The organism is Luteibacter anthropi, from assembly GCF_023699965.1.
Lineage (GTDB): Bacteria > Pseudomonadota > Gammaproteobacteria > Xanthomonadales > Rhodanobacteraceae > Luteibacter > Luteibacter anthropi.
In genome coordinates, this window is sequence record NZ_CP077072.1 from 3,360,546 (window position 1) to 3,383,033 (window position 22,488).

Genomic DNA, 22,488 nt, shown 5'->3' on the forward strand with positions numbered 1-22,488 from the left:
ATCAGGAGGGCATGCTGGCCGCGACATCGGCGCAGCCCTTGTCGAAGGTGGCGCCGAACTTTGCATCGTTGGCGGGGCGGATGCAGCGTAGCTGGATGGCATAGCCGCTGGCGAAGAAGTAGCGCTCGTAATAGGCGAGCTTCACCGTGCCCTCCTTCGCGGAATAGACGTTCTCGGTGGGCATCGCCGGCTTGCCGGCCGCATATTCCTTGAGCGTGGTGGCACGATTGCGCAACTCGCCGGAAAACTGCTGGAAGGCGATCAGGCTGGGCACTTTCTTCAGCGTGACCGAGACGCGCGCCAGCGTGGCGTCGGCGGCACCGGCACCGGGCACCTGGAAGACCTGGCTTTCGGTTTCGCCTTCGGACTGCATGATGGATACCCAGCTATTGGGTACCGCAAAGCGGATATCGCCGCCTGCCATGCTGATATCAGTGGCAACGGCGGAGGCACTTGCCAGGAGCAGGGCAAGCGCGAGGAAGGGCTGCGGACGGATCACTCGTTGTTCCCCTCGGTCTGGACGCGGCCCGGCCGCGTAACCGCGGCATTTTCGCACAAGCTGCGTGGGCGTCGCGCCCGCCGGGCTGTGCGCCGTGTCACGCCACGGCGGCCACCGGCTGGAAACGTTGCAGGGGCACACCCAGCCATTCCAGGGCGGTGCCATGAAACAGGCGCGCCCGGGCGGTGTCGTCCAGGCCTAGTGCTTCGATGCCGCTGCCCGGTTCCTGCTCGCCCAGCGGGAATGGGTAGTCGGTGCCGAGCATCACGCGGTCGTTGCCCACGGCCGAGAGCAGGTAGCGCAGGGCCGCATCGTCGTGCACGCAGGAGTCGTAGAAAAAGCGCGAGAGGTATTCGCGCGGGTTGCGGGCGTTGTCCGTGGCCACGAGGTCGGGGCGCATGCGGAAGCCGTGTTCGATGCGGCCGATGGAGTAGGGGAAGCTGCCACCGCCATGGGCCAGCATCACCCGCAGCGAAGGCAGGCGCTCCAGCACGCCGCCGAAGATCAGTGCGCAGGCGGCGCGCGATTGCTCCGCGGGCATGCCTACCAGCCACGGCAGCCAGTATTTGGGCATGGTGTCGGTGCCCATCATGTCCCACGGATGCACGAGGACCGCCGCGCCGAGGTCGGCAGCCGCTTCGAAGAAGGGGAACAGCTCGGGGGCGTCGAGGTTCCAGGCATTGCAGTGCGAGCCGATCTGCACGCCTTGCAGGCCCAGTTCGTCGATGCAGCGTTCCAACTCGCGGATGGCCAGATCGGGTGATTGCAGAGGCACCGTGCCGATGCCGGCGTAATGGCGGCGATGCGTTTCGCACACGGCGGCCATGTCGTCGTTGAGGTGGGTGTGCAGTTCGAGGGCCTGATGGCCTTTGGCCCAGTACGAGAACATCACCGGCACCGTGGACACCACCTGCACGCCGACCCCGAAACGGGCGTAGTCGGCGATGCGATGGGCCGGGTCGAAGGCCGACTCCCACACTTCGCGGAAGAATTTGCCGTCTTTGTAGATGCGGTGATGGCCCTGGGAGTGGGTCATCACCGGAAAGCGGATGTCACCGTAGCGGGCCGCCAGATCGGGCCAGTCACGGGGCAGGATGTGCGCGTGCGTGTCGATCTTCAGCATGCCCCGAGTGTATGGCCGGACGCGCCGGGATGCCTCTGGCGGTGCAGCAATCCACGCGGAGCGGCTCTTGTAGGAGCGCGCCTTGCGCGCGACCGGTCGTGGCGCAAGGCAGGGGTCGCGCGCGAGGCGCGCTCCTACAGGGGTGTGGCGTGGCGTGACACCGGTCGCGCGCAGGCGCGCTCCTACATGGGGGCGGTGCTGCGGCGGGTTACTACGTGGGCGATGGTGTCCACGTTATCCGTGAGACGGTCGGTGAGGCGGCCCACGGCGTCGGCGAATTCGCGGTCCTTGCTGCGCGACAGCGCGTCCACCAGGGCGCGCTGGTGTTCGCGCAACGCAGGCGGCACCGGGATGCCTTCGATGCGCGTGAGCGCTTCGGCCTGGCGGCGCAGTTCGACGGAGGCCTCATGGATGAACGGGCCCACATGTGTCCATTCTTCCGGTACATCGCCCACGTCGATCAGCGCTTCCAGCGTCATCGCGGTACGCGCCAGACGATTGCCGTTGGCGTATAGCGTCTCTGCCAGTTCCTGCAGGACGCCCGGCGTGCCGGGTTCCGCGCGCATGCGATCCACGGATGCCAATGCATTCGTGCGTGCGGTGCGGGTGGACATGCGCACCTCGTGCCGCCGTCCCGCATCGGCGGGAGCGACCAGTGCATCGAGGTAGTCGGCATAGGCGCAGAGCATGTCCGATAACGCATTGCGTGCACGGTGACGCTCCCAGGACGGCCACAACACATAGGCAAGCAGGGCCATGGCGCTGCCCAGCGCCGTATTGAGCACGCGGTCGTGCATGGCGTGGTTGGATTCCACGCCTTCGAAGGCGAGCAGCACCACGACGGTGCCGGTCAGTGCCGCCACGGCGATGCCGTAATGCGCACCGGCCAGATAGCGGAAGATCACGCACAGCGTACCCAGCATCAGGATGTGCGCCCAGGTCTCGTCCGGTGTGAAACGCAGCAGCAGACTGGTGATGACCAGGCCCAGCACGGTGCCGGCCACGCGCAACAGGCCGAAATTGAAGGTGGCGGCGAAGTCCGGGCGCAGCACGATGGCGGCGGTCATGGGCAGCCAGTAACCATGCGGCAGCTCGAAATAGCGCGACGCGGCGAAGGCGAGGGTAAGCACCACGGCGCAACGCACCGCGTGACGGAAGGCCACCGAGCCCGGGGTGATATTCGCGCGCAGGGTCGCCAGGGCGGAGGCACTGCGCAGTGTTTCCGGCAGGGTGGTTTCGGCGCGTTGCGCGCGTTCTTCACCACGGCTGCCGGCCCAGTTGGCGTTACGCACCACGGCGGCGAGCTGGCCTGACAGCGCCTGGATATGTGCGGACAAACCCGTGCCCGAGCTGCCGGCGAGCAGTGCCCGTTCGCTCGCGCGCAACGTGGCCAGGGCACGCTCCGCGCGCTGCGGTGGCTCGGCCGCGTCGAGCGCTTCGGCCACGGCGGTAAGCACGCGGGCGGCATCCTGGCGGAACATCTCGCCCATGCCGTCGCGCCGCGTTTCCAGCTCCGCCATGGCGACCAGTTCGAGACGGATACGCTCGGCCAGCTCGAGCAGCACGCGGAAGGCTTCCATGGCGCGGCCGTGTGCGTGGTATCGACCGAGCAGGGTGACCTGCAAGGTGTTCATGGCGTCGGTGAGGCCGGGAGCTTCACCGTCCTTCTGCGGCTTGCGGGCCAGATCCGAAAGCCCGCGATAGACATCGGCCAGCGCCAGGCGCTCGGGGCGATACCGTTGCAGCGGCCACGCGGCAATGGAAAACAGGGCCAGCAACATGCCGCCGGCGAAAATCAGCCCGCCGCCCGACAGTGCGCCGCGCAGATCCTGCGGTGTGGCCGCCGTGATCACCAGCAGGAGCATGCTGGTCATGCCCACGCGGGCGATATCGGGGCCGAACACCACGAGCATGCCGCCGAGGAAGCCGCAGAGGGCGCAGGCGATGCTCATGGGCAGGATGTAATTGCCGATGAGAAAGCCCACCAGCGAAGCGGCGCCGGCGGCCAGCGCGGCGAGGAACAAGCGGCTGAGGCGTTGCTGGTAGGGGCCGGGCTGGTCCGAGAACATGGTGTCCAGCGCACCGGCGGCGATGCCGATGCCGACCTGCGGGTGTCCGCTGTAGAGGCCGATGGCAAGCGGCAGGACGACCGCCGCGGTGTTGCGCAGCGCGACCCGCATGGGGACGTCGGGTCGTTTCGTCCGGATCAGCGCGTCGACGACGCTGGCGCGGAACGAGTAGCCGTTGCTCATGGTGTGCTGGTTTTCATCCGTTGAACGAAAGATTCTGCCCCAGTCTTCCTGACTGGAACGCAAGCGGCAAGGCGGGACGGCGACATCGGGCGATGTCGCCGTCCCGATGCGATCACGAGGCGCGGCCCGCGAATTCGCCGGTGAGGGTGTTCACCCACACCTTTTCATCGTTGGTGATGTACTCGGGCACCTGGATTTCGATGCCGGTGTTGAGCGTGGCGGGCTTGCTGCGCTTGGTGGCGCTTGCGCCCTTCATTTCCGGCGCGGTGTCCGTCACGGTGAGGATGACCGAGGTGGGCACCTGCAGGCCGACCGGCGCATCGTCGATCACCTGCACGTAATAGCCTTCGACGTCTTCCACGATGTAGCCGGCGTTGTCGCCGACCACGGCCGCGTCCAGCGTGTACTGGGTGTAGTCCTCGTCATCCATGAAGACGAACGCGTCGCCGTCCATGTACGAGAACTTCGCCTGGCGGCGGTCGAGGCTCACTTCCTTCAGTTCGTCGTCGGCACGCAGGCTGAGGTCGAACTTGCGGTTACCCGGAATTGAGTACAGCGTGAAGCGGAACGTCACGTTGCCGCCGCGCGCGGTGGGCGAGCTGCGCTCGATGTCGCGCACCTGGTACACGGTGCCGTCGTTCTCGACGACGTTGCCCTTCTTTACGTCGGATGCTTTCATGGTGTCTGCACGTAGGTTGGTTGAATCACTTCGGAGCGAGGCGGACTGCGCCGTCGAGGCGGATCGTCTCGCCGTTGAGATAGCGGCTGGTGATGAGGAAGGCGACCGTGTCCGCGAATTCCTCCGGCTTGCCCAGGCGCGAGGGGAAGGGAATGGAGGCGGACAGTGACTCCTGCACCTGCGGCGGCATGCCATCGACCATGGGCGTCCAGAAGATGCCCGGGGCGATGGTGTTCACGCGGATGCCGAAACGGGCCAGTTCGCGGGCCATGGGCAGCGTCATGCCGACCACGCCGCCCTTGGATGCCGAGTAGGCGGCCTGGCCGATCTGGCCTTCGTAGGCGGCGACGGAGGCGGTATTGACGATGACGCCGCGCTCGCCGTCCTCGCCCTGATCGTTGGACTGCATCAGCTGCGCGGCGGCCTTGGCCACGTTGAAGCTGCCGATGAGGTTGACCATGACGGTGCTGGAGAACGTGGACAGCGGCATGGCGCCTTCCTTGCCCAGCACGCGGCCGGCACCGAGGATGCCGGCGCAGTTCACGACGACGTTGAGGCCACCCATGGCATCGCGCGCGGCGGCGACGTTGGCGGCTACGCCTTCTTCGGAGGTGACGTCGGTGCGCTGGAAGCTGGCATGGGCGCCGAGCGCCGCGGCAGCGGCCTGGCCCTTTTCTTCGTTGACGTCGAAGAGGGTGACCTTCGCGCCGGCGGCAACGAGACGCTGGGCCACGGCGTGGCCGAGACCGGATGCGCCGCCGGTGATGACGGCCCTGACCTGATCGAGCTGCATGGGTACTCCAAGGATGCGTGAGGCAAAGAGGCCCAGTTTAGCCGAGGGCAGGTAGTGGCGGTTGCCGCATCGCGGCAGTGGTGGTGGCGGGCGTTGGGGTTATTTCGGCTGCGCCGGTCGCGCGCGAGGCGCGCTCCTACAGGGCCTCGCGCGCTGATCCGGTGTGTAGGAGCGCGCCTTGCGCGCGACCGGGGACCAACGCCACGCCCGACTAACCCACGACCCCCACAAGTCCACCCCGCGCCGCCAACTCGGCAAACGGCACGACAGGCACGGGCGGCACCACCGGCTCGCTGATAAAGAGGCTCCACACCCCCACATCCCACCACTGCCCCAGCTTGTACCCCGCCTTCGGCCAGACCCCGGCCGGCGCAAACCCCATGGCCTCATGCATGGCCACGCTGGTCTCGCCCGGCAGGGTGATCACGCCCACGGCCTGGTTGATTCCCTGGTGCCGCATGGCCTCCAGCAAGGCGTTGTACAGGCGACGCGCAATGCCCCGACGACGAGCTTTTTCGTGGACATAGATCGACGTCTCGGCAATCCAGTCATATGCCGCACGCTCGCGAAAGCGGCCCGCATAGGCATAGGCGATCACCTCGCCCTCGTCCTCCCAGACCAGCCACGGATGCGTGGCCAGCCGCGTGCGAATACGGCCACGCATGGCCTCTTCGCCGGGCAGTTCGGTCTCGAAGGTAATGGCGCTGGTTTCCACCACGGGCGCGTAGATGGCATGACACGCGGCGGCGTCGGCTTCGGTGGCGATACGGATCACAGCTGTTTTTCCATGAAGATGCTGGCGGCATTCGCCCGGTGCTCGCCGAAGGGCGAACAGCGTCGGTAGCCTGCGCGTTCGTAGAGTTCGACGGATTCGGTCTGGGCGGTGCCGGTCTCCAGGCGCACCACGCGCGCGCCCTGGCGGCGCACCTCGTTTTCCAGCGCTTCGAGCATCTGCTTGCCCAGGCCCATGCCGCGGCAGGCCGGCAGCACGTACATGTATTTCAGTTCGACGTAGTCGTCGTAGGCGAGCCCTGCGCCGCAAGCCAGCGGGATGTCGTCGACGCGCGCGGTCATGAAGGTGACGTGCGGGCGTTGCAGGCTGTCGATGGTGACCGAGGGTGGTACCGGGTGACGGTCCAGGTCGGACAGGTAGCCGTGCAGCTGTTCGATGAGCGGGACAACGTCAGGCCGACCGGGTTCGTCGATGGCGAACGTCAGTGAGGGCGGCGTGGGCGCCACGATCAGATCGCCGTCGTTGATTCCGCGCAGGTAGAAGCGGTCGCAGCTGAAGTGCCCCGTGCCGCCCATGGGCGCGTCGATGCGGGTGAAACCGTGGCGCTGGTAGAGCGCCTGGGCCGCATCCATGCCAGTGAGCGTTTCGAGGTAGCAGCGCGAGAAGCCCGCGCGGCGCGCGGCATCGAGGCACAGGCGCATGAGTTTCGATGCCGCACCGAGACCGCGGGCTTCCGGCAGGAAGTACATCTTGCGCAGCTCGCAGGTGTCGTCGGCACCGCCTTCCAGTGGCGCGATGCCCGCGCCGCCGATGACCTTGCCGTTTTTCTCGACAACGAAGTAGGCGCTGCGGGGCAGGGCGTAGGAGGCGGACATGCTGTCCACCTCCGGGTCATGGATGGCGAAGCCGGGGCCGTCGGCGCCGAACTCCGGCATGACGCTGCGGATTACCGCCGCGACCTGGACATCGTCGCGCGGTTCGATGGGGCGGAGGATGAGATCGGAGGACATGGCCCGATGCTGCCATGGAGGGGGTACTGACGTCACCGCCCCAATCAGGCGGCCGTACGCGCCCGCGTCACCCGGCTGGCCGTTTCCTTCCCCAGCTGCTCCGCCAGCCACGCACCGGTCTGTACCAGCCTGTCGAGGTCCACGCCCGTGGTCATGCCCATGCCGTGCAGCATGTAGACGACATCCTCGCTGGCTACGTTGCCGGTGGCGCCCTTGGCATACGGACAACCGCCGGTACCCGATACGGCGCTATCCACCACGCGTACGCCTTCCTCGAGGCAGGCGAGGATATTGGCCAGGGCCTGCCCATAGGTGTCATGAAAATGCACGGCAAGCGCCGCCATCGGCACCTCGGCCGCCACGGCACGCAGCATGGCGCGCGCCCTGGACGGCGTGCCGACACCGATGGTGTCGCCGAGCGAAATCTCGTGACAGCCCAGTGCGTGCAGGCGCTTCGCCACGCGGACGACATCGGCGACCGGCACGTCGCCCTGGTAAGGGCAGCCCAGCACCGTGGAAACGTAACCCCGCACCGCCACGCCATCGGCACGTGCGCGCTCCAGCACCGGCACGAAGCGCTCGATCGATTCATCGATGGAGGCGTTGATGTTCTTCTGGTTGAACGCTTCGGATGCGGCGGTAAACACGGCCACTTCCGTCGCCCCCACTTCCCGCGCGCGCTCGTACCCCTGCAGATTGGGCACGAGTACGGGATAGACCACGCCCGGCGCCTTGCGGATGGCGGTGAACACTTCGGCGGCATCGGCCAGCTGCGGCACCCACTTCGGGCTGACGAAGCTGGTGGCCTCGATGGTGGCCAGGCCGGTGTCGGAGAGGCGATTGATCAGCTCGATCTTCACCGCTGCCGCCAGCAGGGTCTTTTCGTTCTGGAGGCCGTCGCGCGGACCGACCTCGACAATGCGGACATGGTTGCTCATGAAAACTCCGGTCAGGCCGTCTCGGCGAATCGGACGAGGACGCTGTCGGCATCCACGAAATCGCCCTGGGCGGCGGATATCGACTCGATGGTGCCGGCACGCGGCGCCTTCAAGGCGAGCTCCATCTTCATGGCCTCCATCACCAGCAGCTCCTGGCCTTCTTCCACGGTGTCGCCCGGTGCGGCACGCACCAGCACGATGCGGCCCGGCATGGGTGCGACGAGATGCGCTGCGCCCGCGCCTTCGGCACCGCCCCAGGCGAAGGCGGGGGCGCGCTCGAACTGCCAGCGGCGGCCCTGTTCGTCGTGCAGACGAACCCGGGTTCCTTCGATGCCCAGCGGAATACGGCGCGAGCGCTCGTCGAAGCGGGCGGATAGCACGCCGTTCGCCAGACGGGCGCCTGCCACGGTGCAACTCGTGTCGCCTTCATGGAGCACGTAATGGCCGGCATGCCCATGCGCCTCGATCTCATGGCGGGTATCGCCTTCCATCAGTGCCACGACACGCTTCCCGGCGTGACCGAGGCGCCACGCGTCGGCACTGGCCCAGGGCGAGAACGGATCCGCTGCCTGATGTACCGGCGCGGTTTCGTCCGCCAGCAGCAGGGCCACGGCGGCGGCGAAGCGTTCGGTGTCGCCTGCGGCTGTGCCGGCGACGAGGAATTCGTCGAGGTGGCGGTCGAGATAGCCGGTGTCGATACGGCCTTCGACGACGATGGGGTGTCGCGACAGGCGCTCAAGGAAGGCCACGTTGGATTTCGGACCCACGATGTCGGTCACCGCCAGCGCCTCGCGCAAGCGCTCCAGCGCCTGGGTACGGTCGCGGTCGTACACGATGAGCTTGGCGATCATCGGGTCGTAGAAGATCGTCACGGTGTCGCCTTCTACCACGCCGCCGTCCAGGCGCACATGGCGCGACGGCGACGGCAGGCGAAGGGCCACGAGCTTGCCCGAGCCCGGCAGGAAGTTGGCTTCGGGGTCTTCCGCATACAGGCGTACTTCGATGGCATGGCCGCTGGCGCGGATGTCTTCCTGGCGCAGCGGCAGTGGCTGACCCGCTGCGACGCGCAGCTGCCATTCCACGAGGTCGAGGCCGAGGGTTTCCTCGGTGACGGGGTGTTCCACCTGGAGACGCGTGTTCATCTCCATGAAGAAGAACTCGCCATCCTGCCCCACGATGAATTCCACCGTGCCTGCGCCGACATAGTCCACCGCACGTGCGGCGGCCACGGCCGCCTCGCCCATGCGGGCGCGGCGTGCGTCGTCGAGGAAGGGCGACGGGGTTTCCTCCAGCACCTTCTGGTAGCGGCGCTGTGCCGAGCACTCACGCTCGTTGAGGTGGATGACGTTGCCGTGGGTGTCGCCGAACACCTGGAATTCGATGTGCCGCGGATGATCGACGTAGCGCTCGAGGATCACCCGGGTGTCGCCGAAGGCATTGGCTGCCTCGCGCTGGGCAGAAGCAAGGGCCTCGGCGAAACCAGCCGCCTCGCGCACGATGCGCATGCCCTTGCCGCCGCCGCCCGAGGCGGCCTTGATCATCAGCGGGAAGCCCGTGCGCTCGGCCTCGGCGGCGAGGCGGGCGGGGTCCTGGTCTTCGCCGTGGTAGCCGGGCACCAGCGGCACGGCGTGTTTTTCCATCAGGGCCTTGGCAGCCGCCTTGGAGCCCATGGCGTCGATGCTGGCCGGGCGCGGGCCGATGAAGGCGATGCCGGCGGCCTCGCAGGCACGGGCGAAATCGGTGTTCTCCGAGAGGAAGCCGTAGCCCGGGTGGATGGCCTGGGCGCCTGTGCGGCGGGCCACTTCGATGATGGCGTCACCGCGCAGGTAGGACTCGGCCGGCCGCGGGCCACCGATGGGCCATGCTTCGTCGGCCAGCCGCACATGCTGGGCATCGGCATCGGCGCTGGAGTAGACGGCAACGGTACGGATGCCGAGGCGGCGGCAGGTCCGGATCACGCGGCAGGCAATTTCGCCGCGATTGGCAATCAGAATGCAGTCGAACATGCGGTTCCCGGCGTGGCGAAAAGGGGGAGTGGGAAAAGCGGGAAAACTAGCAGAATCCGGCCTCGCGGCGGGTTGCGGCGCAGCATCGGAGGGCCCGGGGATTTGCAGTGAGGGGGCGCCTCCCCTAGCCTTGGGAGTCCGGAAGGCGGCATACCGCCATCCTTACCTCCCCTTAAAGCGAGAATTTCATGCAGATCGCCGACCGCCACGCCGTCTCCTTCCACTACACGCTGACCGACGACCAGGGCAACGTCATCGACAGCTCGGACGGTCGCGAGCCGCTGGCCTACATCCATGGCGAGGGCCATATCGTCCCGGGTCTGGAGAAGGCCCTTGAAGGTCGCCAGGTCGGCGACCAGTTCAAGGTCGATGTCGCCCCGGAAGAGGGCTACGGCGTGCGTCACGACGAACTCGTGCAGGTGGTGCCGCGCGCGGCGTTCCAGGGCGTGGAAGACCTCCAGCCGGGCATGCAGTTCCAGGGCCGCAACGACCAGGGCAGCATCAACGTGACCATCGCCAAGATCGAAGGCGACAACGTCACCGTCGATGGCAATCACCCGCTCGCCGGCCAGACCCTGCACTTTGCCGTCGAAATCACCAACGTGCGCGAGGCTTCGGAAGAAGAGCTGGCCCATGGCCACGTGCATGGCGAGGGTGGTCACCACCACTGATGCGGGTCTTGTAGGAGCCGGCCTTGCCGGCGGCAGGGTCCTCGGGGCTTTGTCGTGGTGGCTGGGCTTCTGCGTGTGTCCGGGCGTTTCTTCGGCTTCGGTCGCGCGCGAGGTGTGCTCCTGCAGGGGCGTGTCGCTTCGAACCGGTCGCGCGCAAGGCGCGCTCCTACATGGTATTCGTGTAGGAGCGCGCCTTGCGCGCGACCGGTCCGAAGCGATGAATCACTCCCGTCAATACCAGTCGAGCAACGACACACCCAGCCCCAGATACGTTGCGTGGTGGTTGTAGTCGATCATGCTTTCGCCGTATCCGTTGAACACTTCCAGGTAACCGCGCAGGTTGTTGATCACCGGGAAACTCCAGGTGAAGCGTAGCGACCCATGCGAGCGATCGCCCACGCGGAAGGAATGCCGTGCCGCCAGGGCAAACTCGTTCCTGCCCACCTCGTGCACCACCTGAACTTCGCCACGACCCATGTAATCCTGGATATCGGGGTTATCGTCGTTCTTCCGGTTCTCCGGGATGCGCCACCACGGGCGCAGCATGATGGTCCAGCCTTCGCGCTCCAGGCCGATGTCGGCCACCACGCGGTTCCAGCTGCGCGAGAGCGGATTGGCCCGTCCGTTGGACTGGTGATTGATGCCGATGTCGGCCAGGCGGCCGGTCCAGCCGAAGATCTCGTAATTGGTGCGGAAGACGAGCAGGGCTTCCGGTTCGTAGTTGGTTTCGCGGAAGGGCCGCGAGTTCTCTTTGTTGTAGACCTGCCAGCGGGACGACTGCGTATAGCCCACCCACAGGTCGCCGTTGTCGCCGAACAGGGTTTCGGCCACCTTGGTCTTGAGTGAGATCTGAAACTTCGACTCGACCTTGTCCAGGTCCTGCGGCGTCGTCACCGTACGGCCTTCGGCTGGGCTGTGCGGTGTGGTGTTCTGTCGTGACGCCACGAAAACGGGCAGGGCATACGTCGGCTTGTAACCGCGCAGGTTGAGCGTGCCGAGCTTGGATTCCGGCGAAAGCTCCCAGCGGCTGTCCAGCAGCGACAGCGGCTTGGCGACATCGCGCGAATTGCGCGTGGCGAGATCCACGCTGACCGTATCGGCCTTGATGTCTTCCTTCTTCGCCGCCTGCGGCATCTGGGTGCGGCCCACGGCCTTGTCGTAGCAAAGCAGGCGCTGTGCATCGGTCTCGATGGCCGAGCAGGCGCGGATGTCGGTGGGGCTGGGATTCTGGGCAAACGCCAGCCCGGCATGGACACAGACCCATGCGCCGAGCGCCCGCGCCGCGGTGTGACGGTTCATTTCGTGATGGCTCCCTCTGGCCGGCGCTCCGGCCGGCTGATGCGAGGGAGTGTATCCGCGCAGGATGTGTGAAAAACGTGCAGCACGGCCCTGAACGAAAACGGAGGGCCGCAGCCCTCCGTTTTCCTGAGTCATCGCGACTCGCTTACTGGCCGCTGGCGCCCGACTTCTTCACCCAGGCCTCGTACTGTGCCTTGGTGACCTTGCCACTCTTGTGGCTTGCATAGTCGAAGTCATTGGCGAGCAGCGGGAACTGCGACGCATCCTTCTCGGTGATGTAGCCCTTCTTGCCGGCCAGCGTCTTGAAATCAGGCGCCGGACCCGACGGTTTCGCGGGCGCCATGCCACTGTTCACGGTGACCTGGCCCTGCGGCGCATTCATCGTGGCGGCCGCGCCGCCGGGCGGCGGAGGCGGGGGCGGTGCATCGGCACCCGCTGGCGGCATGGCCGGAGGCGGCGGTGCCTGCTGCATCGTGGTGTCGTTGGCCGGGCGCGGCGCCGGAGGCGGCATGGAGCCGGGCGGCGGCGGGGGCGGCGTGGCTTCACCCGGCGGCGGAGGCGGAACGGGCTGGGGCGCATTCTGCGCGAATGCGGCACCCGCCAGTAACAGCGAAGCACCAAGGACTGCGGCACGTACTTGCTTCTTCATCGAAAGCCTCCTTGTGGGTCATCGTGGTAAGGTGTCGCGGCACGCTCGTCGCGACGGCATTGCCGACGCTAGCAAGGGACGTTTTAATGGCGGCCCAACTGCGAACAGGCCTCTACCGTGGCGTCACGCGTATCAGACGATCCCTCCACGCGCCCTGTGCTTACGCATCGTTCTGCACAGCTGCTGCATCTGGCAGCGCAAGGGTTGCTGCGCAAACGCACGCGCAAGGCACGTGCCGCCGATGTCGATGCCACCATCGCCACGATGGAGATGTTGCAGATCGACACCATCCACGTCGTGGCGCGCAGTCCGTATCTCGTCTTGTTCTCGCGCCTTGGCCCGTATCGCAGTGCGTGGCTCGATGATGCCCTGTCCGAAGGACGTATCGCCGAGTGCTGGGCGCACGAAGCCTCGTTCGTGCCGGTAGCCGAATACCGTTATCACCGTGACTTCCGTCTGGGGCGTGCAGGGCACTGGGCAACAAAGAACGCGCGGCGTGCGCATGACGAATCGCGCGCGCAGATGGAAGCGTTGCTTAAGCGCATTCGCGAGGAAGGGCCGCTGCGCGCGGCCGACTTCGAGCGCGATGCACCGGCCACGTCGGGATGGTGGGGATGGAAGCCTGAAAAGCGCTGGCTTGAAGCCTGGTTTGCGCTAGGCGAGTTGATGGTGACCCGGCGTGAGCGTTTTCAGCGTGTATACGACCTTGCCGACCGGGTGACATCGCGCTGGGCCGAGCCACCGCCGATGGCCTTGCTCGATGAAGCCGAGATTCGCCGGCACTTCATTCTGCGCAGCGTGCGCGCGCTGGGTATCACCAAGGCGCGATGGATCGCCGATTATTTTCGCCTGCGGCCTCGCGTGACCGATGACGAACTCGTGCCACTGGTGGACGAGGGGGATCTCATCGCGGTGAGTGTTACCGGATGGAACGAGGTGGCCTACGTGCACCCTGATCATGCGGGACTACTTGATGAGGCGTGCAGGAACACCTTGCGCGCTACGCGCACCACGGTGCTTTCACCGTTCGATCCGGTGGTCTGGGATCGCGCGCGGGCGCTGGATCTGTTCGGTTTCGAGTACACGATCGAGTGCTACGTGCCGGCGGCGAAGCGCCGCTACGGCTATTACGTACTGCCTGTTCTGCATCGAGGGCGACTGGTAGGCCGGCTGGATGCGAAAGCCCATCGCCAGGAAGGCCTCTTCCAGGTCATTGGCGTATGGCTCGAAGAAGGTGTGCTGCCGACGCCCGATCTGGTGGATGGCATGGCCGGGGCAATCATCGAATGCGCGGTGTGGCACGACACGCCACGTGTGGCGATCGACGCCGGCCAGCCTCGCGGGCTGGCCGGGTTGCTGTCGAGGGCGATCGCCAGCCGCTTAGCGGGTTGATGCAGGAGCAGGAGCGTCGGTGCAGGAGCGGCCCTTGAGCACATCCTTGAGCTGGCTGGCCAGCGACGTGCAACGGGCGCCGAGCTGGTCTCGCATGTCCGGGTCCTGGGACTGCTTGAGCAGGCTGGTCCGCATCATCTCGTAGCGGTTCTCGATCTGGTCGCGCGGGAAGACGCCCGCCGCCAGGTGGCAGCTCTTGTAGCTGGCAAGGTATTCGTCGCAGGCGGCAATGCCGGTGCTATCAGGCAGCGGGGCTTCCTTGACCGTCGACGTGCGGGTCGTGGTCCGGCTCGTGGAAGACGACGTGGTGGCCGTCTTGCTGGCCGTGCCCGAGGTTGTCGTGGTCGCAGGGGCCGTGGTCGTCACCGTACGGGTGGACGAGGCTGTGGAACGGGTGCCGTGGTCGGAGCAGGCCGCCAGGGCCAGGAGGCCGAGGGCCAGCGGAGCGATGCGAAGCAGGGAGTGTGTCATGGTCGGCTGTCCCCCTTATGGAACGTGGGCGATGGATGGTCGGGCGTCGCAATCCGGATGCGACACCCCGCAAGGATGTGCCGGAACCGGGTGAACGGGACGTTAGCGTAGGGTGGGCCGGATCGAATGAATCTCAAAGAACGGGTTCCGGCATCGCTATTTGTCGCCGACGCGGGTATGATCGCCGCACTGTGTTTGCCGGGGTCATTGAGTTACGTTGACCCGATGCCGCTGATCACGATCCGCAACATCGCTTCGCTCCTCGCGTTTCCTTGCACACCAGTAAGCGGCAACTTCCTATAAGTTGCTGGTTTTATTCGTTATATCGTATTGGAGTGTTTCTATGTCGGATCGCGAGATCGGCACTGTTAAGTGGTTCAACGACGCCAAGGGCTTCGGTTTCATCTCCCGTGAGAACGGTCCGGACGTGTTCGTGCACTTCCGCGCCATCCAGGGCAATGGCTTCAAGTCGCTCGCCGAAGGCGAGAAGGTCTCCTTCAAGGTCGTCAACGGCCAGAAGGGCCTGCAGGCTGAGGAAGTGAACAAGGCCTAAGCCTTTTCACTTTCTGTGCTTCGAAAAGCCGGGCGGAAACGCCCGGCTTTTTTATTGGCCCGGCTGGAGCAGACTCCTGTAGGAGCGCGCCTTGCGCGCGACCCGGAATCATCGCGAAAACCGGTCGCGCGCAAGGCGCGCTCCTACAGGGGACGGGGCGTCGGCCGCCCGGTCGCGCGCAGGCGCGCTCCTACAGTTCCGGCTTCAGGGACGTTGATGCCGAATATGCATATGATTTATCGCCCTGATCCGGCCTGTTCACGGGAATAAAGCCGCTGCACTCCCAAATGCAGGGCAACCCGCCATTAAGTGACCCGCTAAACCCGAGTATCGCGACATCCCTCCTGGATAGATTGCCGAATTTCGCGCTTCCTTCACGTAACGAGGCGTGATCGGTGTCAAAAATTCGACCTCTGTAGGAATTCCCCTACAGAACTTCAGGGAAATGTGGTTATCATCCACCGTACTGTGTTTGCGCGGTCACGCGAGTGACCCGATGTAAGCGATTCGATACGCTCCATCGCATCACCCCGCCATGCATGCCCAGTAACGTCGCCGGCTCGCGAGCCGGGTTTTTGTGTGTTCGATAGAGGTGTGTGTAATGGCAACTGGTACGGTGAAGTGGTTCAACGACGCCAAGGGTTTTGGCTTTATTACTCAGGACGAGGGCGGCCCGGACGTGTTCGTGCATTTCCGTTCGATCCAGGGCAATGGCTTCAAGTCCCTGCAGGAAGGCCAGAAGGTTGAATATACGGTGACGCAGGGCCAGAAGGGTCCGCAGGCCGACAACGTCGTTCCGAAGTAAGACCTTGTCAGGCGGATAGGGCTTCATTGCCTGGATCTGCATCGACTTCCGCTCCCCCGGGCCCCTGTTCCCGGGGGAGTTTTTGTTTGTCCTCAGGAAAACCATGAGCGAACCAGCGGCCGATCCGGCAATTCACCCGGAAACCCTTTCCCTGCAGATGACGGACGGGGCTCGCGCCGACCTCATGCTCTACCGACCCCAGGGGCCTGTGCGTGCCTGCCTGCTCTGGGTTCCGGCGATGGGCGTATCCGCCAGGCATTACCAGGCCTTCGCGCGGGCATTGGCGGCCCGCGGTGTCGTGGTCGGCGTACATGAGTGGCGTGGCCATGGTTCGAGCGACCGACGCGCGGGCCGAAGGCAGGACTGGGGCTACCGCGAGCTGCTTGGCGACGATCTGCCCCACAGCCTCGATGCGCTGCGCGCAGCGGCTCCCGGCGCGCCCGTGCTGCTGGGCGGTCATAGCCTGGGTGGTCAGCTTGCCTGCCTGCTGGCGTCGACGACACCGGTGCCGCTTTCCGGCGTCGTGCTGGTTGCCACGGGCGCCCCGTACTGGCGTCGCTTCAAGCCCTGGACCTATGGCGCCTACGTCTTCGCCCCGTTGCTGGCGAAACTGGTGGGCCGGCTGCCAGGACATAGCATCGGCTTCGGAGGTAACGAGGCGCGTGGCGTGATCGCCGACTGGGGGCGCAGCGGACGCACAGGGCGCTATGCGGCGCGCGGCATGCCGGTGGATTTCGAGGCAGCGCTGGCGCGTCAGAAGGCTCCGGTGCACGCATGGCTGTTGCGCGAAGACTGGCTCGCGCCCCTGTCATCGCTGGAATGGCTGCAGGGGAAGATGCCGGCAGCCGCACACACGACGGCCATCCTGTCGAGCGATGATCTGGGTGGTGCCGCCGCCGATCACTTCGCTTGGATGAAAGCGCCCGATGCCGTCGCAGCACGGATCGCAAACGCCATCTGAGCAAACGGCAACGTGTGTTGCGTTACGCTTCGGGTAGTTCTAGCGGAGAGTGACGATGAGTCCGGATCTGATCGACGGCAAACAGCGCGACCTGGGCGATGGCTTCGTCGTCCGTCGCATGCTGCCCCACCTGAAAGCCCGTCATGTGGGGCCGTTCGTTTTCTTCGACCAGATGGGCCCTGCCGCGTTTGGTGAAGACACCGGCATGGATGTGCGTCCGCATCCGCATATCGGCCTGGCCACGGTCACCTGGTTGTTCGATGGCGCGATCCGCCATCGCGACAGCCTGGGCAGCCATGTCGATATCCATCCGGGTGACGTGAACTGGATGACGGCCGGTCGCGGCATCGTGCACTCCGAGCGCACGCCGCCGGTGGAGCGTCATCACGGCCAGAATCTGCATGGCATCCAGGTGTGGGTGGCCCTGCCGAAGACCCACGAGACGATCGAGCCGGAATTTCACCATCACCCGGCGAGCGAACTGCCGCGCGTGGATGTCGATGGCGGACAGTTGGTGGTGATCGCTGGCGATGCCTTTGGCGTTACCTCGCCCGTGCGCGTCTTTGCACCCATGTTCTTCGTCGAGGCGCGCCTGAAGCGCGGTGCTCGCCTCACCATGCCGGGGCATCACGCGGAGTGGGGCGCCTATGTCGTCGAGGGTGCCGCGCGCTTCGGCGATCTCGACCTGAATGCACTGGACATGGGCGTGGCCCACGATGGCGAGCCGCCGGTGCTCGAAGCACGTGACGATGCGCTGGTGATGCTGTTCGGCGGCGCGCCGCTCGATGGCGAGCGTCACCTGTGGTGGAATTTCGTTGCCAGTTCGAAGGAGCTGATCGAAGCGGCCAAGGCGGATTGGGCGGCTTCGGCAGAGCGTTTTCCCGCCGTGCCCGGCGACGAGCACGAGCGTATTCCCCTGCCGCCGCACTGAAGGGAGGGTCGCCATGTCGACGTTCGCCAGTTTTCGTGATTTTTATCCGTACTACCTTGGAGAGCACGCCGACGTGCGATGTCGGCGGCTGCACTTCGCGGGTAGCTGGGTAGTCTTGCTGGTGATTGCCCTCACCGTGATCACCGGCCAGCTTCTATGGCTGCTGCTGGTACCCGTGGCTGGCTACGGCTTCGCCTGGGCAGGCCATTTCGTGTTCGAGAAGAATCGCCCGGCCACCTTCCGCCATCCGCTCTACAGCCTCATGGGCGACTGGCGGATGTTCTGGGACATCCTGCGCGGCCGCGTTCGCCTGCGCTGACGCGCAGACGAACGCGGCCTCTTGCAGGTCAGGCTACCTCCATGGCCAGCTGGCGGGCGCCCTCGCGTTGTGCGCGACGGCTGGCACTCCATTCGGGAAGGCGCATGACTTCGCGCGCATCGCGGCAGGTGTCTACCAGGCGCTCCACATCGCCGTCGCTCATGCCCGCGTTGAGCGTGAGGCGAAGCAGCGAACGACTCTGCGTGGTGGCGGGCGCACTGAAGACGGAGCCGTAGATGCCATGCTGCTCCATGACATCCCGCACATGGGCGGTGAGCAGTTCCTCGCCCGCTTCGAAGGCCACGATCTGTTCCGTACCATCGGCAATGGGATAACCCAGTGCGGCCAGTTCGCGGCGTACGTGCTGCGTGACATCCCTCAGGCGAAGGCGCCGCCATGTTTCGTTCTGGATGACCCGGTGTGACGCACTGAGGCCGGCCAGTTCATGGGGAAGCAGCGACGAACTGAAGATGGCGGGCAGCGCTTCGCAGCCGAAATAGTCCTTGAAGCGGGTGGTGCAGGCGATGAACCCGGCGCGACTGCAATAGGCCTTGGCGAGGCTGGCGGTGATGAAGTGCACGCGATCGTTGAGGCCCAGGCTGGCGACGAGACCTTCGCCCAGATCGCCATGCGTACCCAGCGAATGGGATTCGTCGACCACCAGCACGCATCCATTGGCCTCCGACAGATCGGCGATGCGCTCCAGCGGAGCCAGGCTGCCGTTGGTGCTGTAAACGGAATCGACCACGATCACGCCCGGTCCGTTGCGAAGGATCTGCCGTTCGAGATGGGCTACGTCGTTATGCAGCACCGACACGGCCTTGGCGCCGGCGCTGCGAATGCCTTCCCATAGCGATGCATGGGCCAGCATATCGACGTACACGGGGATGCGATCCTCTGCGATGGACTGGATCAGGCCCACGTTGGCCGCAAAGCCGGACTGGGCAAGGATGCCGTCTTCGCTGCCGACGGCACGTGCCAGCTCGCGTTCTGCGCGGTGGATGGGTTCGTCGGCATCCTGCTGGAACAGGGCGGACATCATCATGCCCAGTCCGCCCTTGCTGAGTGCTTCGCGTTGGGCCTCGACGATGGCGGGATGGCCGGCGATCGCGAGGTAGTCGTTGCTCTGGAGCATCAGTGCATCGGATTGAGGGCGGCGACCGCGCAAAATGTGACGACCGCCCCAGTCAATGGCAACGCGTTCGTTGTGGAATTTCTCTACCCTGCGATGGACGAAATCAGGGAGTGCCGGTGCCTTCGCAATGCGGTGCAGAACGGTAACTTTCTCCATGGGTCATCTCTCTGGTGGTGATGGGGGTGGGCGATATCCACGTGCGCAGCACGCCCGTGCTGCACACGCGCGCAGGCCTCGCCCGGCCAGCGCGTGATGTGAGTCGAGGCATCCTGTGGATTCCCTTGGGGAATCCCGCCTCTTGCCTTACCAGTAGAGACGTCGCCAGACCCGTCGGGTCGGAACGACAAAGTGCATTCCTATGCAGGGGACGTCGCCGTAGGCCCAATAGTGGGCCACGGGGATGTCTCTCCGTTTGAGAAAATTGGACAGCTCAGATGAAGCGTGGACGACTGTCTGCCGAAAGGCTCAGGTCCTGCTCACGCAACCAGCTGCGATACGACTTCACATGCTGGAGACGGAACCGCTCTACATCGTCGATGAGCGCGTAGTAATACCACTGTTCGCCAGAGACTGCCGTCGCCGGGTACATGTGGCTTTCCGGATTCTCCACGCCCTTGTGGTAGAAGCCGTCACGCGACGCGAACCAGGGCAGGGCGTCGCCGCTGCGCAGGGCGTCGAGCACGGCAGGAGGAGCCCCCAGATCTGCCGCAATTTCATAATGCGTGCGCAGGTCTTCGTCGGTCTGGACCAGCAGGAAGCGGCCGATGCCCCAGGCGTCCACCAGCAGCAGGCCGGTGGGATTGCAGTGCACATAGCACTCCACGGGCTGGAACGTGGCCGTGACGCTTTGCAGCACTTCGCGGAATGCCGGATCGCGCAGGAACCGGAAATTGCCCAGGGCCAGGGTCTCGGCCACGAAGGCGCTGGCACGATCAAAATAGCGGCGCTGCAGCTCGACGATGGCGGTCTGCAGCTTTTCGATGGCAAGCGGGTCGCTCTTGCGGATGAAGCGATCGATGACGCCGGAGTTGAACGCATCGATGGCCGTGGCGTCGTCTGCGCGCCCGGTAAGGAGGATCTTGCCGATGTGGGGGTTCGGCAGGCGCTTGCAGAAAGTGATGCCGTCCATCTCCGGCATGGCCTGGTCGACCACCACCACCGATATCTCGGCGAAGCGCTCGGGGTCGTAGACCACGCGATGGATCGAGTCGATGTCCAGGGCCACCAGCTCCTGGGTTTCGGACGGGCGGTCTTTCCACCGATAGAGCCAGCCGCCGCCGGGCACGGGGCGGCTGCCGTTGTTGCCGAGGGTGGCCAGGGCACTACGGGGCGAGCTGAAGGTGCGTACACGGACCATCGGGTCGAGCAGCAGCGGCACGACGTCGAGGTATTCCTCGTGGTCGTCCACCAGCACCGTGGTGGTCGGAAAATGGAAGGGCTGGATATCGCCCTGCGAGTTCAACGTCATCACTGCCGGTCCCCGGTTTCTGGATGCGGGAAGGTAAGGATGAATTCGGTGAACTCACCCAGGTTGGTTCGGCAGACGATGCTACCGCCCATATGCTCCATCGCCGCGCGGCAAAAAGCGAGGCCTATGCCCAGCCCTGTCACCGTGCCTGCGCCTGCACTGGTGCTGGCGTAGGAGTAGAAACGGTTGAAAATGCGCGGCAGGACGTCCGGTGGGATGCCTGGCCCCGTGTCGTAGACACGAATGCGGTTGGTGGGTTCATCCGGTTCTACGAAGATCCGGATTTCGCCCTTGCCGGCGCGGTCCGTATGAAAAAGCGCATTGCGAAGCAGGTTGAACAGGATATGCACCACCAGCGTCTCTTCGCCGCTGAGAGGGAAGTCGCCCGTGGGGGACAGCATGATGCGGTCGCGCTCGGCACGGGAGCCATACGGGAAGCGCCGCAGGGCCTGCTCGACGCAATCCCGGGCGCTGAGCGGCGTGAGCGGCACCTCGCCGATGGGCCGTGCCGACAGCAGCAGCATGTCGATGATGGTGTTGGCGTAGGTGACCTCGCGCTCCATGACGCCGATGCTGCGTTCCAGGGCATGCAGGTTCTGCGTGCGGATCTCCGGCACGGCCAGCCCCTCGCTTTCCGCCAGCCGGTGGCTGCGCAGCAGGTCGGGCATATAGCGCGCCACGGCGCGCGCGGCGATACGCAGCGAGCCCAGCGGAGTGCGCAGTTCGTGGGCGATATTGTTGGAGGCGGCCGTGAGCGCGTCGATACGCGATTGCTCGGCCATGTTGGACGAGACCGTGCAGGTGGCCCCGCCCACCATGCCGAACAGCAGCAGCGGCACGTATTCGAGCATGGTCCGGCCGTGCAGGTGCGCGTCCGGCGAGAGCGCAAAGACCAGCCCCGCCAGCAGGGTACCCAGGGTGAACACCAGGAAGAAACTGGCGATGTCGAACAGCATCATCAGCAGCATCACGCAGGCCAGGTGGGTCATCAGCCAGGCGGGCGTGGCGTTGCGTAGCGTCATGTAGCCCACGAAGAACGGCATCGCCACCGTCATCGCGAAGTACCAGTAGGTGGGCAGATGGGTGCGCAGGCGCCGCGGCCACCATGGCAGCAGCGCCAGCGGGATGAACGTGGCACTGCAGATCAGCCGCATCGGCAGGTTTTCGTACGGCTGGGGGAACAGGTACGCCCAGATGGGGTAGTACACCGCCAGCGAGAAACTGCCCACCACGCCGATCGCCACCATCTTCGGCTGCGAATAGCGCGTGCGCAGGAACATGGTGGTCTCGAAGCGCGCCATGGCGCGCAACAGCAGCCACCACTGCATGTGGACGAACGGCTTCTGGGTTGGCGGCCTGTCCTCTGGCGGGCTCATCATCGGTTCCCCCGGGTCGCGCTCAGGATGCGGTTCATCGGTACTGCCGGTGGCAGGACTGACAGGACTCGCCCACCCGGGCGATCACGGCCGTAAGGCCGGCACAATCGGCGGGCGCCGCCGCGATGGCGTCGTCCAGCGAGGACGCCAGGTGCGTGGCGGCCTGTCCGAAGCCGGTGTCGGCCCCGGGAAACGCGTCGCCGATATCCCCGGCCTCCTGGCGCAGGCGCAGCAGATGCCCGGTCGTGACCTTGGCTTCGCAGCGGTTCGCCCGCACGTTGTCGCGCAGCGCGCCCATATGGTGTTGCATAACCGCCATCACGGCCTTGTGGTACGGCGTGCCCTGGCGCAGCGCCGACAGGGCGAAGGTCGCCCCGATCGCGCCAATGGCGAGGCCGAGGATGACGAGGAGCAGGGCGCGCATC

Annotated in this window: 24 protein-coding genes and 1 pseudogene; 8 read left to right on the plus strand and 17 right to left on the minus strand. The window is 65.6% G+C overall.

Annotated features, from left to right (window positions below; translation table 11 throughout):
- Nucleotide 1 precedes the first annotated feature (1 nt).
- The 10 genes and pseudogenes from KR767_RS14570 to KR767_RS14615 all read right to left on the minus strand — a co-directional run bounded on the left by KR767_RS14570 (nucleotide 2) and on the right by KR767_RS14615 (nucleotide 10,033).
- Entirely contained in the window at nucleotides 2-499 is a 498-nt protein-coding gene (locus tag KR767_RS14570) for a hypothetical protein (protein ID WP_166949518.1), read from the minus strand.
- A gap of 97 nt (nucleotides 500-596) precedes the next feature.
- Nucleotides 597-1,622 carry an amidohydrolase family protein gene (locus KR767_RS14575; protein ID WP_166949520.1) on the minus strand — a complete coding sequence of 342 codons (1,026 nt, stop codon included), beginning with the start codon at nucleotides 1,620-1,622 and terminating at the stop codon, nucleotides 597-599.
- Nucleotides 1,623-1,804: 182 nt separating this feature from the next.
- On the minus strand, nucleotides 1,805-3,874 hold the full coding sequence (locus tag KR767_RS14580; RefSeq protein WP_250876784.1) for an FUSC family protein: 2,070 nt from the start codon (nucleotides 3,872-3,874) through the stop codon (nucleotides 1,805-1,807).
- 112 nt (nucleotides 3,875-3,986) lie between these two features.
- Entirely contained in the window at nucleotides 3,987-4,553 is a 567-nt protein-coding gene (efpL, locus tag KR767_RS14585; RefSeq protein WP_166949524.1) for an elongation factor P-like protein EfpL, read from the minus strand.
- Nucleotides 4,554-4,578: 25 nt separating this feature from the next.
- Nucleotides 4,579-5,346 carry an SDR family oxidoreductase gene (locus tag KR767_RS14590; RefSeq protein WP_166949525.1) on the minus strand — a complete coding sequence of 256 codons (768 nt, stop codon included), beginning with the start codon at nucleotides 5,344-5,346 and terminating at the stop codon, nucleotides 4,579-4,581.
- A gap of 211 nt (nucleotides 5,347-5,557) precedes the next feature.
- Nucleotides 5,558-6,121, minus strand: coding sequence for a GNAT family N-acetyltransferase (locus tag KR767_RS14595; RefSeq protein ID WP_250876785.1), 564 nt, complete (start codon nucleotides 6,119-6,121; stop codon nucleotides 5,558-5,560).
- Nucleotides 6,118-6,420 (minus strand): GNAT family N-acetyltransferase, encoded by a 303-nt coding sequence (locus tag KR767_RS14600; protein WP_250879167.1) that lies wholly within the window; start codon nucleotides 6,418-6,420, stop codon nucleotides 6,118-6,120. The genes KR767_RS14595 and KR767_RS14600 overlap by 4 nt, the downstream gene beginning before the upstream one ends.
- A 189-nt stretch (nucleotides 6,421-6,609) precedes the next feature.
- A pseudogene (locus tag KR767_RS14605) lies at nucleotides 6,610-7,089 on the minus strand (GNAT family N-acetyltransferase); the annotation flags it as partial.
- Between the two features lie 44 nt (nucleotides 7,090-7,133).
- Nucleotides 7,134-8,027, minus strand: a complete 894-nt coding sequence (locus KR767_RS14610) for a hydroxymethylglutaryl-CoA lyase (protein WP_250876786.1) — start codon at nucleotides 8,025-8,027, stop codon at nucleotides 7,134-7,136.
- 11 nt (nucleotides 8,028-8,038) lie between these two features.
- Nucleotides 8,039-10,033 carry an acetyl/propionyl/methylcrotonyl-CoA carboxylase subunit alpha gene (locus tag KR767_RS14615; RefSeq protein WP_250876787.1) on the minus strand — a complete coding sequence of 665 codons (1,995 nt, stop codon included), beginning with the start codon at nucleotides 10,031-10,033 and terminating at the stop codon, nucleotides 8,039-8,041.
- Nucleotides 10,034-10,221: 188 nt separating this feature from the next.
- Between KR767_RS14615 and KR767_RS14620 the strand changes: the two genes are divergently transcribed.
- Nucleotides 10,222-10,704: an FKBP-type peptidyl-prolyl cis-trans isomerase gene (locus KR767_RS14620; protein ID WP_166949533.1), complete on the plus strand. Its 483-nt coding sequence runs from the start codon at nucleotides 10,222-10,224 to the stop codon at nucleotides 10,702-10,704.
- 231 nt (nucleotides 10,705-10,935) lie between these two features.
- On the opposite strand, the gene KR767_RS14625 is transcribed toward KR767_RS14620, so the two are convergent.
- Both KR767_RS14625 and KR767_RS14630 read right to left on the minus strand, forming a co-directional pair.
- On the minus strand, nucleotides 10,936-12,003 hold the full coding sequence (locus tag KR767_RS14625) for a phospholipase A (RefSeq protein ID WP_166949535.1): 1,068 nt from the start codon (nucleotides 12,001-12,003) through the stop codon (nucleotides 10,936-10,938).
- Nucleotides 12,004-12,148: 145 nt separating this feature from the next.
- Nucleotides 12,149-12,652, minus strand: coding sequence for a hypothetical protein (locus KR767_RS14630; RefSeq protein WP_250876788.1), 504 nt, complete (start codon nucleotides 12,650-12,652; stop codon nucleotides 12,149-12,151).
- Between the two features lie 117 nt (nucleotides 12,653-12,769).
- Here KR767_RS14630 and KR767_RS14635 point away from each other — a divergent pair, with 117 nt between their 5' ends.
- The gene (locus KR767_RS14635) at nucleotides 12,770-14,044 is read left to right on the plus strand and encodes a winged helix-turn-helix domain-containing protein (protein WP_284732847.1); all 1,275 of its coding nucleotides are present in this window, start codon (nucleotides 12,770-12,772) and stop codon (nucleotides 14,042-14,044) included.
- Here KR767_RS14635 and KR767_RS14640 read toward each other — a convergent pair.
- Nucleotides 14,033-14,515: a hypothetical protein gene (locus KR767_RS14640; RefSeq protein ID WP_166949537.1), complete on the minus strand. Its 483-nt coding sequence runs from the start codon at nucleotides 14,513-14,515 to the stop codon at nucleotides 14,033-14,035. The genes KR767_RS14635 and KR767_RS14640 overlap by 12 nt on opposite strands.
- 126 nt (nucleotides 14,516-14,641) lie before the next feature.
- On the opposite strand from KR767_RS14640, the gene KR767_RS14645 reads away from it, so the two are divergent.
- From KR767_RS14645 to KR767_RS14670, 6 genes are all read left to right on the plus strand, one after another.
- Nucleotides 14,642-14,818, plus strand: a complete 177-nt coding sequence (locus tag KR767_RS14645) for a hypothetical protein (protein ID WP_166949539.1) — start codon at nucleotides 14,642-14,644, stop codon at nucleotides 14,816-14,818.
- A 40-nt stretch (nucleotides 14,819-14,858) separates the two neighbouring features.
- Nucleotides 14,859-15,068 (plus strand): cold-shock protein, encoded by a 210-nt coding sequence (locus KR767_RS14650; protein ID WP_046967385.1) that lies wholly within the window; start codon nucleotides 14,859-14,861, stop codon nucleotides 15,066-15,068.
- Nucleotides 15,069-15,669: 601 nt separating this feature from the next.
- Nucleotides 15,670-15,873 (plus strand): transcription antiterminator/RNA stability regulator CspE, encoded by a 204-nt coding sequence (gene cspE, locus KR767_RS14655; RefSeq protein ID WP_089973954.1) that lies wholly within the window; start codon nucleotides 15,670-15,672, stop codon nucleotides 15,871-15,873.
- Nucleotides 15,874-15,976: 103 nt separating this feature from the next.
- Complete coding sequence (locus KR767_RS14660) at nucleotides 15,977-16,834, plus strand: alpha/beta hydrolase family protein (protein WP_250876789.1); 858 nt, start codon at nucleotides 15,977-15,979, stop codon at nucleotides 16,832-16,834.
- Between the two features lie 55 nt (nucleotides 16,835-16,889).
- Entirely contained in the window at nucleotides 16,890-17,765 is an 876-nt protein-coding gene (locus tag KR767_RS14665) for a pirin family protein (RefSeq protein WP_250876790.1), read from the plus strand.
- Nucleotides 17,766-17,778: 13 nt separating this feature from the next.
- Nucleotides 17,779-18,084 (plus strand): Mpo1-like protein, encoded by a 306-nt coding sequence (locus KR767_RS14670; RefSeq protein WP_166949545.1) that lies wholly within the window; start codon nucleotides 17,779-17,781, stop codon nucleotides 18,082-18,084.
- Nucleotides 18,085-18,112: 28 nt separating this feature from the next.
- On the opposite strand, the gene cqsA is transcribed toward KR767_RS14670, so the two are convergent.
- From cqsA to KR767_RS14690, 4 genes are all read right to left on the minus strand, one after another.
- Nucleotides 18,113-19,375: an alpha-hydroxyketone-type quorum-sensing autoinducer synthase gene (gene cqsA / locus KR767_RS14675; protein ID WP_166949547.1), complete on the minus strand. Its 1,263-nt coding sequence runs from the start codon at nucleotides 19,373-19,375 to the stop codon at nucleotides 18,113-18,115.
- A 274-nt stretch (nucleotides 19,376-19,649) separates the two neighbouring features.
- On the minus strand, nucleotides 19,650-20,687 hold the full coding sequence (locus tag KR767_RS14680) for a response regulator (RefSeq protein WP_166949549.1): 1,038 nt from the start codon (nucleotides 20,685-20,687) through the stop codon (nucleotides 19,650-19,652).
- Nucleotides 20,687-22,066: a sensor histidine kinase gene (locus KR767_RS14685; RefSeq protein WP_250876791.1), complete on the minus strand. Its 1,380-nt coding sequence runs from the start codon at nucleotides 22,064-22,066 to the stop codon at nucleotides 20,687-20,689. The genes KR767_RS14680 and KR767_RS14685 overlap by 1 nt, the downstream gene beginning before the upstream one ends.
- Before the next feature lie 31 nt (nucleotides 22,067-22,097).
- Complete coding sequence (locus KR767_RS14690) at nucleotides 22,098-22,487, minus strand: cytochrome c (protein ID WP_250876792.1); 390 nt, start codon at nucleotides 22,485-22,487, stop codon at nucleotides 22,098-22,100.
- Nucleotide 22,488 lies beyond the last annotated feature (1 nt).

What these genes read in the sequence shown, in the direction of transcription:
- KR767_RS14575 (WP_166949520.1), bottom strand. Translation starts at nt 1,622, where the DNA reads ATGCTGAAGATCGACACGCACGCGCACATCCTGCCCCGTGACTGGCCC.
- KR767_RS14580 (WP_250876784.1), bottom strand. Translation starts at nt 3,874, where the DNA reads ATGAGCAACGGCTACTCGTTCCGCGCCAGCGTCGTCGACGCGCTGATC.
- efpL (WP_166949524.1), bottom strand. Translation starts at nt 4,553, where the DNA reads ATGAAAGCATCCGACGTAAAGAAGGGCAACGTCGTCGAGAACGACGGC.
- KR767_RS14590 (WP_166949525.1), bottom strand. Translation starts at nt 5,346, where the DNA reads ATGCAGCTCGATCAGGTCAGGGCCGTCATCACCGGCGGCGCATCCGGT.
- KR767_RS14600 (WP_250879167.1), bottom strand. Translation starts at nt 6,420, where the DNA reads ATGACCGCGCGCGTCGACGACATCCCGCTGGCTTGCGGCGCAGGGCTC.
- KR767_RS14610 (WP_250876786.1), bottom strand. Translation starts at nt 8,027, where the DNA reads ATGAGCAACCATGTCCGCATTGTCGAGGTCGGTCCGCGCGACGGCCTC.
- KR767_RS14615 (WP_250876787.1), bottom strand. Translation starts at nt 10,033, where the DNA reads ATGTTCGACTGCATTCTGATTGCCAATCGCGGCGAAATTGCCTGCCGC.
- KR767_RS14620 (WP_166949533.1), top strand. Translation starts at nt 10,222, where the DNA reads ATGCAGATCGCCGACCGCCACGCCGTCTCCTTCCACTACACGCTGACC.
- KR767_RS14625 (WP_166949535.1), bottom strand. Translation starts at nt 12,003, where the DNA reads ATGAACCGTCACACCGCGGCGCGGGCGCTCGGCGCATGGGTCTGTGTC.
- KR767_RS14630 (WP_250876788.1), bottom strand. Translation starts at nt 12,652, where the DNA reads ATGAAGAAGCAAGTACGTGCCGCAGTCCTTGGTGCTTCGCTGTTACTG.
- KR767_RS14640 (WP_166949537.1), bottom strand. Translation starts at nt 14,515, where the DNA reads ATGACACACTCCCTGCTTCGCATCGCTCCGCTGGCCCTCGGCCTCCTG.
- KR767_RS14645 (WP_166949539.1), top strand. Translation starts at nt 14,642, where the DNA reads ATGAATCTCAAAGAACGGGTTCCGGCATCGCTATTTGTCGCCGACGCG.
- KR767_RS14650 (WP_046967385.1), top strand. Translation starts at nt 14,859, where the DNA reads ATGTCGGATCGCGAGATCGGCACTGTTAAGTGGTTCAACGACGCCAAG.
- cspE (WP_089973954.1), top strand. Translation starts at nt 15,670, where the DNA reads ATGGCAACTGGTACGGTGAAGTGGTTCAACGACGCCAAGGGTTTTGGC.
- KR767_RS14660 (WP_250876789.1), top strand. Translation starts at nt 15,977, where the DNA reads ATGAGCGAACCAGCGGCCGATCCGGCAATTCACCCGGAAACCCTTTCC.
- KR767_RS14665 (WP_250876790.1), top strand. Translation starts at nt 16,890, where the DNA reads ATGAGTCCGGATCTGATCGACGGCAAACAGCGCGACCTGGGCGATGGC.
- KR767_RS14670 (WP_166949545.1), top strand. Translation starts at nt 17,779, where the DNA reads ATGTCGACGTTCGCCAGTTTTCGTGATTTTTATCCGTACTACCTTGGA.
- cqsA (WP_166949547.1), bottom strand. Translation starts at nt 19,375, where the DNA reads ATGGAGAAAGTTACCGTTCTGCACCGCATTGCGAAGGCACCGGCACTC.
- KR767_RS14680 (WP_166949549.1), bottom strand. Translation starts at nt 20,687, where the DNA reads ATGACGTTGAACTCGCAGGGCGATATCCAGCCCTTCCATTTTCCGACC.
- KR767_RS14685 (WP_250876791.1), bottom strand. Translation starts at nt 22,066, where the DNA reads ATGATGAGCCCGCCAGAGGACAGGCCGCCAACCCAGAAGCCGTTCGTC.
- KR767_RS14690 (WP_250876792.1), bottom strand. Translation starts at nt 22,487, where the DNA reads ATGCGCGCCCTGCTCCTCGTCATCCTCGGCCTCGCCATTGGCGCGATC.